The sequence below is a fragment of the Curtobacterium sp. PhB136 genome (genome assembly GCF_004346855.1).
Lineage (GTDB): Bacteria > Actinomycetota > Actinomycetes > Actinomycetales > Microbacteriaceae > Curtobacterium.
This window is the reverse complement of the sequence record NZ_SMGH01000004.1, coordinates 817,801-830,336: the sequence shown is the minus strand read 5'-3', so window position 1 is coordinate 830,336 and position 12,536 is coordinate 817,801. Positions and strand designations below refer to the sequence as shown.

Here is a 12,536-nt window from a genome sequence, read left to right as displayed (position 1 = left end):
TCCAGACCCGTATTTCAGACACGTTGAGTGGCAGTTGGACAAGTTGCTTGGCGGCCGACAACAAGTTCGCCCCTACTGCGGCATGTCGACGAACCGCGAGAACATCCCGTGGAACGCGACAGTGATGGTGTCCGTCGGCCCGTTGCGGTGCTTCGCCACGATGAGGTCCGCCTCACCCTGACGCGGGTTGTCCTTCTCGTACGCCGACTCGCGGTGCAGCAGGATCACCATGTCGGCGTCCTGCTCGATGGACCCCGACTCACGGAGGTCGGAGATCATCGGCTTCTTGTCCGCACGCTGCTCGGGACCACGGTTCAGCTGCGACAGGGCGATGACGGGGACCTGGAGCTCCTTCGCCATGAGCTTCAGCGCACGGGAGAACTCCGAGACCTCTTGCTGGCGGCTCTCGACCTTCTTGCCGGAGGTCATCAGCTGCAGGTAGTCGATGACCACGAGCTTGAGGTTGTGCTGCTGCTTGAGTCGACGGCACTTCGCGCGGATCTCGACGAGCGTCATGTTGGGGGAGTCGTCGATGAAGAACGGGGCGTCGTTGATCCGCCCGCGGGTCTGCGCGATGGTCGTCCAGTCGCGGGAGTCCACGGTGCCCTTGCGCATGTTCTGCAGCGGGACGCTGGTCTCGGCGGAGAGCAGACGCATCGCGATCTCGGCGCGCCCCATCTCGAGCGAGAAGAAGGCGGCGGTTTGGTTGTGCTTGACGGCTGCGGCGCGGCAGAGGTCGAGCGCCAGCGTGGACTTGCCGAGTGCGGGGCGGGCGGCGACGATGATGAGCTGCCCGGGGTGGAAGCCGTTGGTCAGGCCGTCGAGCTGTGCGAACCCGGTCGGCACGCCGGTCATCTGCCCGTCGCGGCCCTTCGCGGCTTCGATCTCGTCGATCGCGGCGGAGATGGCTTCGGTCAGGGGGACGTAGTCCTCGGTCTGGACACCGCCGGCGACGTTGTAGACCTCGGCCTGGGCGCTGTTGACGAGGTCTGTGACCTCACCCTCTGACGCGTAGCCCATCTGCACGATGCGGGTCCCGGCGTCCACGAGACGCCGGAGCACGGCCTTCTCGGCGACGATCGCGGCGTAGTACCCGGCGTTCGCGGCCGTGGGGACCATGCTCGTGACGCTGTGCAGGTACTCGGCGCCACCGGCACGGGACAGCAGGCCGGTCTTCGTCAGCTCGTCGGTGACGGCGATGACGTCGGTCGGCTCGCCGTGGGAGTACAGCGAGAGGATCGCGTCGAAGATGACCTCGTGCTTGGGGATGTAGAAGTCCACGCCGCGAGCGGTCTCGATGACGTCGGCGACGGCGTCCTTCGAGAGGAGCATCCCGCCGATCGTCGACTGCTCTGCCAAGAGGTCGTGCGGCGGGGTGCGCTCCATGCCACCGCGCTCCGCGTAGTCCTGCGGCGCCGGGTCCAGATGCGCGATCGACACACTTGCTCCTCTTGTTGGTCGTGCGGACACGAGCTCTCGCCCACACGGCTGTTCTACCCCGAGCGACCGACATCCCCGAGTCGCTGGGCCAAGCTACGGGGGGCAAGTTATCCCCAGCAAACGGGCCTGTGGATAACTCTGTGGACGAATCGCGGAACACGCCGGAAGTTCGTGTGGACAACTGTGGACAGGCATGTGGAGAACCGTGCCACCGAACACACTTTCGACCACTTGATCGGGGCTTTTCGTTTCCACACTGTGTGTGGACAACTGGGCTTCAAGGTGCAGTTGAAGGTTCCCGATTTGACGTTTCCACTGTGTAAAACGACTTGACAAACGCACCCTTCGGGGACAGCGTTCCCGGCTGGCTCCCAGCCACTCCCGACCACGTGCAGGACGTAACCGGTCAGCCCGGCGCACCCCGAGCCTCCCGGCAGAAAACGGGGGAGAAGTAACCACCTAGCGCACGCGCGCAACCACGCTCCGGAACCCACGCGGGCGCAGTGTGGGAGCTTCCGGACAGTGTGCCGCCCGGTGTCCGTCGCACGGTCTACGGAAGCTCGCATCGTGCCAGAAGCCCCTGGGTACAGCGAAAGGCGGGCCACCCCCTGAGGGGAGACCCGCCTTCCGACGGAACCGACGCTGTCGGACCGACGCAGCCTTACTTGGCGGCGACGACCTTGAGCGAGATCACTGCGGTGATGTCCTCGCGCAGACGCACGGTGGCCTCGTGGTCACCGACGGTCTTGATGGTCGCGGGGACCTCGACCTTGCGCTTGTCGAGCGAGCCGACGCCCTGGGCCTCGACGGCCGAGGCGACGTCCGCCGGACGGACGGAGCCGAACAGGCGACCGTCCTTGCCGGCCTTGACGGACAGCTGGATGGTGGCGTTCTCGAGCTTCATCTTGAGGTCCTGTGCCTCTTCGATGGTGGCGAGCTCGCGAGCGGCACGGCCGGCGCGGATCGACTCGACCTGCTTCTCGCCGCCCTTGGACCACGCGACAGCGAAGCCCTGGGGGACGAGGTAGTTGCGGGCGTAGCCGTTCTTGACGTCGACGACGTCACCGGCGGAACCGAGGCCGGAGACCTCGTGGGTGAGGATGAGCTTCGACATGGTGATCCTCCTGATCAGCGGCCGGAGCCGGCGTAGGGGAGGAGCGCCATTTCACGGGCGTTCTTCACGGCACGGGCGATGAGGCGCTGCTCCTGGACGGAGACGCCGGTGATGCGACGGGCGCGGATCTTTCCACGCTCCGAGATGAACTTGCGAAGGGTCGCAACGTCCTTGTAGTCGATGACACCGACCTTGATGGACTTCGCGGGAGCGGCGTTCTTGCCGCCCTTGCCGCGAGGCTTGCGGCGGTCGCCGCTGCTCTTTCCAGCCATTGTGTTTTTTCCTTAGAGAAGAAGAAGTTGTGTTCTACCGCGAACGGATCAGAACGGGGTCTCGTCGTCGTAGGTGCCACCGGGGGTCGACCACACGTCGTTCGACTGTGCTCCACCACCCTGCTGCTGGCCACCCTGCGGGGACCACGGCTCGTCGGAACGGCCACCACCAGCAGCGTTGCCGCCGCCGTTGTTGCCACCGAAGTTGCCGCCGCCCGAACCGCCGCCGACCTGTCCACGACCGCCGCCGCCACCCGCTGCCCGGGTGACCTGCGCGGTCGCGTACCGGAGCGACGGGCCGATCTCGTCGACCTCGAGCTCGATGCTCGTACGCTGCTGGCCCTCACGGTCCTGGTACGAGCGCTGACGGAGACGACCCTGCGCGATGACGCGCGAGCCCTTCGTCAGCGACCCCGCGACGTGCTCGGCGAACTCGCGCCACACGCTCGCACGGAGGAACAGCGCGTCGCCGTCCTTCCACTCGTTCGCCTGACGGTCGAACGTGCGAGGGGTGGATGCGATGGTGAAGTTCGCCACAGCGAGCCCGTTCTGCGTGTAACGCAGCTCCGGGTCAGCAGTGAGGTTCCCCACCACCGTGATGACGGTTTCGCCGGCCATCGGTTACTCGGCGCTCGCGGTCGCGGCGGCCGGGGCAGCAGCAGCGTTGGCTGCCTTGCGCGCGGCACGGGCCTCGTCGCGCTGCTTCTGGGCGGCGACCTGCGCGATGCCCTCTTCGGCGCGGAGGACCTTGGTGCGGAGCACGGCCTCGGAGAGACCGAGCTGGCGGTCCAGCTCCTTGGCGGCGTCGGACGACGACGTGAAGTTCACGACGGCGTAGAGGCCTTCGTTCTTCTTGGCGATCTCGTAAGCGAGACGACGACGACCCCAGACATCCACGTTGTCGACGGTGCCACCGTCGTTGCGGATCACTGCGAGGAACTTGTCCAGGCTGGGAGCGACGGTGCGCTCGTCGAGCTCGGGGTCGAGGATCGCCATCAGTTCGTACTGGTGCATGCGGAACCCACCTCCTTTGGTCTTGGCGGCTCCGGGCGGTTCCCGGAACAGGAGGGTTGATGCATGTGTGCCGGCACGCAGGTGCGTTCGGCACAACCCCGCAAGCTTAGCCCACGACCGGGAGGCACGCCACCGGCCTGTGGAGAACCAGCGTCCGCAGGGAGGCCGGGTCCAGTGCCCCGGTCAGGGCGTCACGCGTCGCGCGCGGCCCACCACGCCCGCAGGCGCTCCTCGGCGAGGTCCGCCCCGAGCGGCCCCTCGTCCATCCGCGCCTCGAGCAGGAAGCGGTACGCCTCACCGACCGCACGCCCCGGCGGGATGTCGAGGATCCGCATGATGTCGTCACCCGTCAGGTCCGGGCGGATCGAGTCCAGTTCCTCCTGCTTGGAGAGGACGTCGATCCGGTCCTCCAGGTCGTCGTACGCGAACGCGAGCCGGTCGGCCTTCCGCCGGTTCCGCGTCGTGACGTCGGAGCGGGTCAGCTCGTGCAGGCGCTCGAGCTGGGGACCGGCATCCCGGACGTAGCGGCGGACGGCCGAGTCGGTCCAGGCGCCGTCGGTGTACCCGAAGAAGCGGAGGTGCAGCTCGATCAGGCGGGCGACCGCGGCGATGGTGTCGTTGTCGAAGCGCAGCGCACGAAGCCGCTTCTTCGCGAGCTTGGACCCGACCAGGTCGTGGTGGTGGAAGCTCACCGCACCGCCGGGCTCGAGCTTCCGCGTCGCCGGCTTCCCGATGTCGTGCAGGAGCGCCGCGAGCCGCAGCACCGTGTCCGGGGCCTCGCCGGCGTGCCGCTCGTGCTCGTACCCGATCGCCTGGGTCAGCACGGTGAGCGAGTGCTCGTAGACGTCCTTGTGGTGGTGGTGCTCGTCGATCTCGAGGCACATCGCGGGGAGCTCGGGCAGGAACCGCTCGGCGAGCCCGGTGTCGACGAGGAGACGGAGCCCGGGCACGGGGTCGTCCGTGTTGAGGAGCTTGACGAGCTCGTCACGGACGCGTTCGGCGGAGACGATCTCGATCGAGTCGGCGAGCTCCGTCATCGCGGCCCGGACGTCGTCGGCGACCGTAAACCCGAGCTGCGCCGTGAACCGCGCGGCCCGCATCATGCGCAGGGGGTCGTCGCGGAAGGAGACGGTCGCGGTCTGCGGCGTGCGGAGCCGTCCGGCCAGCAGGTCCTCGACGCCCCCGTGCACGTCGACGAGTTCCCGCGCGGGCAGCCGCAGTGCCATCGCGTTGACCGTGAAGTCGCGCCGGAGCAGGTCGTCCTCGATGGTGTCGCCGAACGCCACCTCGGGCTTCCGGGTCTCGCCGTCGTAGACGTCACTGCGGTACGTGGTGATCTCGACCTGCTCGCCCTCGATCCGGGCGGCGATCGTGCCGAACTGGCGCCCGATGTCCCACGTGGCACTCGCGATCGGCTCGACGATGCCGAGGACCACGTCCGGACGCGCGTCGGTGGTGAAGTCGAGGTCGGTCACCGGGCGACCGAGGAAGGCGTCGCGCACCGGACCGCCGACGAGCGCGAGTTCGTGCCCGGCATCCGCGAAGGCGCGGGCGAGGACGGCGACGGGCGCGGTGGCGGCGAGTGTGTCGAGACGTTCGACGGCCTGGGCAACGGACTGCATGACGGTCTCGATCATCCCAGATCGACGCCGTCGGTTCTCCACGACACCGTGGTCACGCCGGTCTCTCATGGTCCGGCCTCATACACTCGTCCGAGGTCTGCTCCGATCACGGACCCTCCAGCATGCACATTCTCCGCACCTCGCTCGCCGCCGCCGCGTCCGCCCTGGTCGCCCTCGGTCTCGTCGTCACGCCCGCGTCGGTCACCGCCGCGCAGGCCACGACCACCTCCTCCGCGACCACCCGTCTCGCGCACCCCGCCGCGTCCCAGGAAGGCAAGGCGTCGATCGAGATCGTGCCGTCCGGCCGCGGGATCCTGCAGCCGGACCAGGACCTCTCCCTCACGCTGACAGTCACGAACGACACCGACGCGGACCTGCCGGCCGGCAGCGCCGAGCTCGACATCTTCCGGCAGTACGCGGGCACCCGCGACGTCCTCAGCGACTGGCTCGCCGACACCAGCACGACCGGTTACCTCGGTGCCCCGATGGACACTGTGGACGTCCCGGCCGTCCCGGCGCACCGATCGGTCACGCTCGACGACGTCACCATCGTCTCGGGCAACGTGGCACTCGGCGGGTACACCTCCTTCGGTGCCCGACGCATCGCGGCGGACTACACGGCCGGCTCCACCTCCGCCGTGGACCGCTCGGCGATCACCTGGTACCCGGACTACGAGCAGACCCCGGTCGGCGTCTCCGTCGCGATGCCGATCACGATGCCCGCGAACGCCGACGGGGTGATCGGCGCGAAGGACCTCGCCGCCGCCACCTCCGTCGACGGCACCCTGACGCAGCAGCTCGACGCCGCCCAGGACCACAACGTGGCGCTCGGCATCGACCCGCGCATCATCGCCTCCATCCGGATCCTCGGCGAAAACGCGCCGTCCTCGGCGACCGCCTGGCTCGACCGACTGCAGCGGATGCGCAACGAGACCTTCGCGCTCTCCTACGCCGACGCCGACGTCACCGGTCTCCGCCAGGCGGGCGCTTCGGGCATCCTGTCGCCGATCTCCCTCGACCAGTACGTCAAGACGGAGAACTTCCCGGGCGCGACGACGCCGTCGCCCACCGCGACGAACACGCCGAGCGCGACGACCCCGGCAGCGACGGCGACGCCGGACTCGAACCCGACGACGGACGCCCAGGACGAGCCGGACGACACCGTCCAGACGCTCCCCACCACGGCCTCGCTGCTCGACTTCCCGTACTCGATGTCGTCCATCGCGTGGCCTTCGGACGGCACCGTCGCGACCGACGACCTCGGCGCCCTGGCCACTGCCGGCACGAAGTCCACGATCGTCTCCAGCGGCAACACCTCCGCCGGTGCCGCCACGACGGTCACCGCGTCGGAGAAGATCGACGACCACCAGGTCCTCGTCTCCGACCAGGGCATGTCGACCCTGCTCCGCGACGCGGCGGCGGCGTCCACGCAGCGTGCCTGGTCCGGCGCGATGAGCGAGCTCACCGCGACCCTCGCCACGGCGTCCCGGCAGGGCGGGACGACCGGTCCGGTCCTCCTCACCCTCGGCCGTGACTGGCCGACGGACTCGGCGCGGCTCAGCCAGGCGCTCGACGCGCTGGAGAGCACCGCGTGGGTCTCCCCGTCCGACCTCTCCACCGCGGCCGCGGTCACCCCGGGGTCCCTCACGCTGAGCAGCTCCTCGGACAGCAAGGCGCGGCTCGACCAGCTCCGTCGCCTCGTGCAGTCCGAGCGCAACCTCACCGACTTCGCCTCCGCGATCGAGAACCCCGCCGACCTCACCGCACCGGCCCGCCTGACGACCCTCGCCGCGTCCTCGAACGCGTGGCGTGACGACGACGACGGCTTCGTCCATGCGGTCGACGCCCTGGTGGCCAAGTCCGCGAAGACCGTCTCGAGCGTCGGCATCCTCGACGGCAGCAGCATCACCCTGCTCGGCGACCGGTCGTCCCTGCCGATCTCGATCCGGAACCGCTCGGAATACCCGGTCACGGTGTTCCTGACCGTGCAGCCGTCGAACTCGTTCCTCCGCATCGAGAAGAACGCCGTGAAGGTGACGGTCCAGGCCGACTCCTCCAGCCGCGTGACCTTCCCCGTGCAGTCCGTCGCGAACGGCAAGGTCGAGCTGACGATGTCGCTCACCAGCGCGACGGGTGTCCGGATCGCGGACCCCGCCACCGTCGAGATCAACGTGCAGGCGCAGTGGGAGACCTTCATCACCGCCGCTGCAGCGATCGCCGTCATCGCGATCTTCGGTCTCGGCATCTTCCGCAACGTCCGCCGCCGCATCCGGCGCCGCCGGAACGGCGAGCCGGAGGAAGAGGACGAGGACCCGAACCGCCTCTACGTGGAGACGCCTGCTGCGGAGGAGACCCCGCCGGGAGGCCCGGATCACCTCCCCGGGTCCGCCACCGCTCTCGCCGTGGCCGGGTCCGGTACCTCGCTCGCCGCCGCCCAGGAGCCCACCATCAGCACCACACAGCCCGAACCCGACGTCGACGCCGAGCCGGTCGTCGAACGGAGCCTCGGGCGAGCGAGCGCGATGCTCGCCGCCGGGACCATGCTCTCCCGCGTGCTCGGGTTCGCGAAGACCTTCGTCCTGGCGTTCGCGATCGGCCAGTACCAGAGCCCGTCCGCCGACGCCTTCGCCATCTCGAACCAGCTCCCGAACAACATCTACGCGCTCATCGCCGGCGGGCTCCTGTCGGCCGTGCTCATCCCGCAGATCGTCCGGTCGATGAAGCAGCACACCGACGGCGGGACGGCGTACGTCAACAAGATCGTGACGCTCGGCGGCTCGCTCTTCGTCGTCATCACGATCATCGCGACGTGCTTCGCGCCGTTGCTCGTGCGCATCTACAGCTCACAGTCGACGACGGGCAAGGGGCTCTCGCCGGAGGCCTTCGACCTCGCGGTGCTCTTCGCGTTCTGGTGCCTCCCGCAGATCCTCTTCTACGCGATGTACTCGCTGCTCGGCGAGGTCCTCAACGCACGGCAGGTGTTCGGTCCCTTCACCTGGGCGCCGCTCATCAACAACGTGATCAGCATCGCCGGACTCGTGGTCTTCATCGCCCTGTTCGGCGACCGCACCGTGAACTCGGCCGCAGACGACTGGACCCCGGTGAAGATCGCGGTCCTCGCCGGCAGCGCGTCGGTGGGCGTGCTCGCCCAGGCCGCCTTCCTGCCGTTCTTCTGGCGCCGCGCAGGGCTGACGTTCCGTCCCGACTTCCGGTGGCGCGGCGTCGGCCTGAAGTCGACCGGGACGGCCGCGGGGTGGCTCTTCGCGATGATCCTCGTCACCCAGCTGGCGGGCATCGTGCAGTCGCGTGTCGCGTCCCTCGGCAGTGGCAACGCCGGCAACGCGGTGCTGCAGAACGCCTGGCTCCTCTTCATGCTGCCGCACTCGATCATCACGGTGTCGATCGCGACGGCGTACTTCACCCGCATGAGCCACGACGCCGAACGCGGCGACCTGGACGCTGTCCGACGGAACCTCTCACTGTCCCTGCGCATCGTCGGCCTGTTCACGGTCTTCGCCTCGATCGCACTGATGGTCGTGTCCGTGCCCTTCGGCCGCATGTTCGCCAACACGTTCGACGGCGCGCTCTCGATCGGGGCCGTGCTGCTCGCCTACATGCCCGGCCTGGTGCTGTTCAGCATGCTCTTCATCATCCAGCGCGTCTTCTGGGCGATGCACGACCACCGCACGCCGTTCCTGATGCAGCTCGTGCAGTCGGGCCTGTTCATCATCGGTGCCCTGGCCGTGACGACGCTCCCGAGCCACTCGATCGGCGTCGCGGTCGCCGCGTGCACCACCCTGGCCGGCTCGGCGCAGACGATCGTCGCGCTCGTGATCGTCAAGCGCCGGCTGCACGGCATCGACGGCCCGAACGTGACCCGGTCGCACGTGCAGTTCATCATCGCGGCACTCATCGCCGGGGTCGTCGGGCTCCTCGTGGCGAACTTCTTCGGCGCCTTCTCGGCGGACGGCTTCGCGATGTCCGACTTCACCGGTGCCCTCATCACGGTCGTGCTGTCCGGCGTGGCGATGGTGCTCGTCTACTTCGGGGCCCTCGTCGTCGCGAAGAACGGCGAGATCCGCGGCGCCGTCGACATGCTCAAGGCGCGCCTCGGCCGCTGACTCGCACGTCACCGCACGTTCCCGGGTGCTGCGGAATGGCACGCCGGTAGCATGTGTTGACCCGGTCAGAAGCAACGGAAGGGCACTGAAGGCATGCGCCAGCTCATCATCATCGGTTCCGGCCCGGCCGGGTTCACCGCCGGCATCTACGCCGCGCGGGCCCAGCTCAAGCCGCTCATCGTCGCGTCCAGCGTCGAGACGGGCGGCGAACTCACGAAGACGACCGAGGTCGAGAACTTCCCGGGCTTCCCGGAGGGCATCCAGGGCCCCGACCTCATGATCAAGATGCAGGAGCAGGCCGAGAAGTTCGGTGCTGAAGTCCTGTACGACGACGCGGTCTCCGTGGAGCTCACCGGCGACGTCAAGAAGGTCACGGTCGGCTCCGGCGAGACGTACGAGGCCCTCGCGGTCATCTACGCCACCGGCTCGGCCTACCGCCAGCTCGGCCTCGCCGACGAAGAGCGCCTGTCCGGCCACGGTGTGTCCTGGTGCGCGACCTGCGACGGCTTCTTCTTCCGCCAGAAGAACATCGCCGTCGTCGGCGGTGGCGACTCCGCGATGGAAGAAGCCACGTTCCTCACCCGCTTCGCGGACAAGGTCACGGTCATCCACCGCAAGGACACCCTCCGTGCGTCGAAGATCATGCAGGACCGCGCGATCAACGACCCGAAGATCGAGTTCGCCTGGAACAAGGAAGTGGTCGGGATCACCGGCGCCTCCGCGGTCGAGGGCGTCACGCTCAAGGACACCGTCACCGGCGAGACCTCGGAGCTCGCGCTCGACGGCCTGTTCATCGCGATCGGCAACGACCCGCGCGTGCACCTGGTCCACAAGCAGCTCCAGCTCGCTCCGGAAGGCACCATCGCCGTCGAGGGCCGTACCTCGAAGGCCGTCGGCGTCCCCGGTGTGTTCGTCGCCGGTGACGTGCTCGACCACACCTACCGTCAGGCGATCACCGCTGCCGGCTCGGGAGCGGTCGCCGCACTCGACGCCGAGAAGTTCCTCGCCGACCTCGACGACACCCTGACCAGCGCTGCCGAGGGCGAGACCCCGGCCGAGCCCGTCACCATCTCCGCGTAGGGAATGGTCCGGCGCCCGTCGCCGTTCCACCCACCGAACGACTTCTCGAAGGAGTACACATGTCCAACGCCAAGGCAGTCACCGACGCCACCTTCTCGGACGAGGTCCTGAAGTCCGACAAGACGATCCTCGTCGACTTCTGGGCAGAGTGGTGCGGCCCGTGTCGCGCCGTCTCGCCGATCCTCGACCAGATCGCCGAAGAGCACGCCGGCAAGATCGAGATCGTGAAGCTCAACGTCGACGACAACCCGCAGTCGGCCATGAACTACCAGATCACGTCGATCCCGGCGATGAAGGTCTTCAAGGGCGGCGAGGTCGTCAAGACCGTCATCGGCGCCAAGCCGAAGCCGGCCCTCGAAGCCGACCTCGCGGAGTTCCTCGCGTAGGCACCCGCTGCACCGACTCGAACGCCCCGTCCTCCATTCCATCGGAGGGCGGGGCGTTCGTCCGTCCGGGGACGGGGCCACCGGTTCCGGATCGGCCCTCGTCACCGTGCCCGGGTTTCCGGGACGGATGTCGTACTGTGGCTGGAATGCCGAGTGAACGGAGCCCTCGATGACCAACGGCAACAGTCTCGACCCCTGGTACGACTCCTACGCCCAGCGCACCGCCGGGCTGAGCGCCTCCGAGGTACGAGCGCTGTTCGCCGTCGCGTCGCGGCCCGAGGTGGTCTCGCTCGCCGGCGGCATGCCGTTCGTCTCTGCGCTCCCGCGTGAGCTCGTCACGGGCTCCCTGGACCGTGTGATGGCGGAGGACGCCGCGATGGCCCTGCAGTACGGCGGGGGACAGGGTCTGCGGGCCCTGCGCGAGCACATCGTCGACGTGATGTCCCTCGAGGGCATCCGTGCCAGCGCCGAGGACGTCGTGGTGACCACGGGCTCGCAGCACGCGCTCGACCTCGTCACGCGGCTGTTCATCGACCCGGGCGACGTCGTCCTGGCCGAGTCCCCGTCCTACGTCGGCGCCATCGGCGTGTTCCGGTCGTACCAGGCCGAGACCGTCCACGTGACGACCGACGAGCACGGTCTGGTGCCCGAGGCGCTGCGCGAGACGATCGCGAACCTACGCGCTGCTGGCAAGCGGATGAAGTTCCTCTACACGATCCCGAACTTCCACAACCCCGCGGGCGTCACGATGAGCCGCGAGCGCCGCATCGAGGTGCTCGACATCTGCCGCTCGAACAACATCCTGGTGCTCGAGGACAACCCGTACGGGCTGCTCTGGTTCGACGAGCCGGCCCCCCAGGCCATCCGGTCCATCGACGACGAGGGTGTCGTGTACCTCGGCTCCTTCTCGAAGACCCTGGCGCCGGGCTTCCGGGTCGGCTGGGCGCTCGCGCCGCACGCCATCCGCGAGAAGCTCGTGCTCGCGAACGAGTCGGCCGTCCTCGCGCCGAACTCGTTCGGTCAGTACGTCGTCAACGCCTACCTCGACGCGGCGGACTGGCGTGGGCAGATCGACACGTTCCGCGGCATCTACGCCGAGCGCCGTGACGCGATGTTCCAGGCGCTGGGGGAGTTCCTGCCCGACCTGACCTGGACGCGGCCGAACGGCGGCTTCTTCGTCTGGCTGACCCTGCCGGAGTCCCTCGACTCGAAGGGCATGCTCCCGCGCGCCGTGAAGGAACTCGTCGCGTACACCCCGGGGACCGCCTTCTACGCGGACGGTCGGGGCGCCCAGCACATCCGCCTCTCGTTCTGTTACCCGACACCCGAGCAGATCCGTGTCGGCGTCAAGCGCCTCGCGAACGTCGTCAACGACGAACTCGAGCTCATCGAGACGTTCGGCCCGAGCACCCGGCCGAACTCGGTGGTCCGCCAGACCTCCTCGGTCAGCGGACCGCCGCCGAACATCTCCTGATCAGCACTTTTCC

At 68.5% G+C, this 12,536-nt stretch carries 10 protein-coding genes; 4 read left to right on the top strand and 6 right to left on the bottom strand.

Annotated elements, in window-relative coordinates:
* Positions 1-72 precede the first annotated feature (72 nt).
* From dnaB to EDF27_RS03945, 6 genes are all read right to left on the bottom strand, one after another.
* Complete coding sequence (gene dnaB / locus EDF27_RS03970) at positions 73-1,440, bottom strand: replicative DNA helicase (RefSeq protein ID WP_123655006.1); 1,368 nt, start codon at positions 1,438-1,440, stop codon at positions 73-75.
* A 661-nt stretch (positions 1,441-2,101) separates the two neighbouring features.
* Entirely contained in the window at positions 2,102-2,554 is a 453-nt protein-coding gene (gene rplI / locus EDF27_RS03965) for a 50S ribosomal protein L9 (RefSeq protein ID WP_123655007.1), read from the bottom strand.
* A 14-nt stretch (positions 2,555-2,568) separates the two neighbouring features.
* Positions 2,569-2,826 carry a 30S ribosomal protein S18 gene (gene rpsR, locus EDF27_RS03960; protein ID WP_071278496.1) on the bottom strand — a complete coding sequence of 86 codons (258 nt, stop codon included), beginning with the start codon at positions 2,824-2,826 and terminating at the stop codon, positions 2,569-2,571.
* 48 nt (positions 2,827-2,874) lie between these two features.
* On the bottom strand, positions 2,875-3,444 hold the full coding sequence (locus EDF27_RS03955; protein ID WP_123655008.1) for a single-stranded DNA-binding protein: 570 nt from the start codon (positions 3,442-3,444) through the stop codon (positions 2,875-2,877).
* A gap of 3 nt (positions 3,445-3,447) precedes the next feature.
* Complete coding sequence (rpsF, locus tag EDF27_RS03950) at positions 3,448-3,840, bottom strand: 30S ribosomal protein S6 (RefSeq protein ID WP_123655009.1); 393 nt, start codon at positions 3,838-3,840, stop codon at positions 3,448-3,450.
* 191 nt (positions 3,841-4,031) lie between these two features.
* Positions 4,032-5,462, bottom strand: a complete 1,431-nt coding sequence (locus tag EDF27_RS03945; protein WP_123701423.1) for a CCA tRNA nucleotidyltransferase — start codon at positions 5,460-5,462, stop codon at positions 4,032-4,034.
* A gap of 122 nt (positions 5,463-5,584) precedes the next feature.
* Between EDF27_RS03945 and EDF27_RS20010 the strand changes: the two genes are divergently transcribed.
* The 4 genes from EDF27_RS20010 (at position 5,585) to EDF27_RS03925 (ending at position 12,523) form a co-directional block, all read left to right on the top strand.
* A complete protein-coding gene (locus EDF27_RS20010) occupies positions 5,585-9,583 on the top strand; it encodes a DUF6049 family protein (RefSeq protein ID WP_221181334.1) in 3,999 nt (1,332 codons plus the stop codon).
* A gap of 93 nt (positions 9,584-9,676) precedes the next feature.
* A complete protein-coding gene (gene trxB / locus EDF27_RS03935) occupies positions 9,677-10,663 on the top strand; it encodes a thioredoxin-disulfide reductase (RefSeq protein ID WP_123700999.1) in 987 nt (328 codons plus the stop codon).
* 59 nt (positions 10,664-10,722) lie between these two features.
* A complete protein-coding gene (gene trxA, locus EDF27_RS03930) occupies positions 10,723-11,049 on the top strand; it encodes a thioredoxin (protein ID WP_017887828.1) in 327 nt (108 codons plus the stop codon).
* A gap of 169 nt (positions 11,050-11,218) precedes the next feature.
* Positions 11,219-12,523, top strand: coding sequence for a PLP-dependent aminotransferase family protein (locus EDF27_RS03925; RefSeq protein ID WP_123655011.1), 1,305 nt, complete (start codon positions 11,219-11,221; stop codon positions 12,521-12,523).
* The last annotated feature ends 13 nt before the right edge of the window (positions 12,524-12,536 follow it).

Bases quoted from the DNA above. Each gene is read 5' to 3' on its own strand.
- rplI (WP_123655007.1), bottom strand. From the start codon at position 2,554: ATGTCGAAGCTCATCCTCACCCACGAGGTCTCCGGCCTCGGTTCCGCC.
- rpsR (WP_071278496.1), bottom strand. From the start codon at position 2,826: ATGGCTGGAAAGAGCAGCGGCGACCGCCGCAAGCCTCGCGGCAAGGGC.
- EDF27_RS03955 (WP_123655008.1), bottom strand. From the start codon at position 3,444: ATGGCCGGCGAAACCGTCATCACGGTGGTGGGGAACCTCACTGCTGAC.
- rpsF (WP_123655009.1), bottom strand. From the start codon at position 3,840: ATGCACCAGTACGAACTGATGGCGATCCTCGACCCCGAGCTCGACGAG.
- EDF27_RS03945 (WP_123701423.1), bottom strand. From the start codon at position 5,462: ATGCAGTCCGTTGCCCAGGCCGTCGAACGTCTCGACACACTCGCCGCC.
- EDF27_RS20010 (WP_221181334.1), top strand. From the start codon at position 5,585: ATGCACATTCTCCGCACCTCGCTCGCCGCCGCCGCGTCCGCCCTGGTC.
- trxB (WP_123700999.1), top strand. From the start codon at position 9,677: ATGCGCCAGCTCATCATCATCGGTTCCGGCCCGGCCGGGTTCACCGCC.
- trxA (WP_017887828.1), top strand. From the start codon at position 10,723: ATGTCCAACGCCAAGGCAGTCACCGACGCCACCTTCTCGGACGAGGTC.
- EDF27_RS03925 (WP_123655011.1), top strand. From the start codon at position 11,219: ATGACCAACGGCAACAGTCTCGACCCCTGGTACGACTCCTACGCCCAG.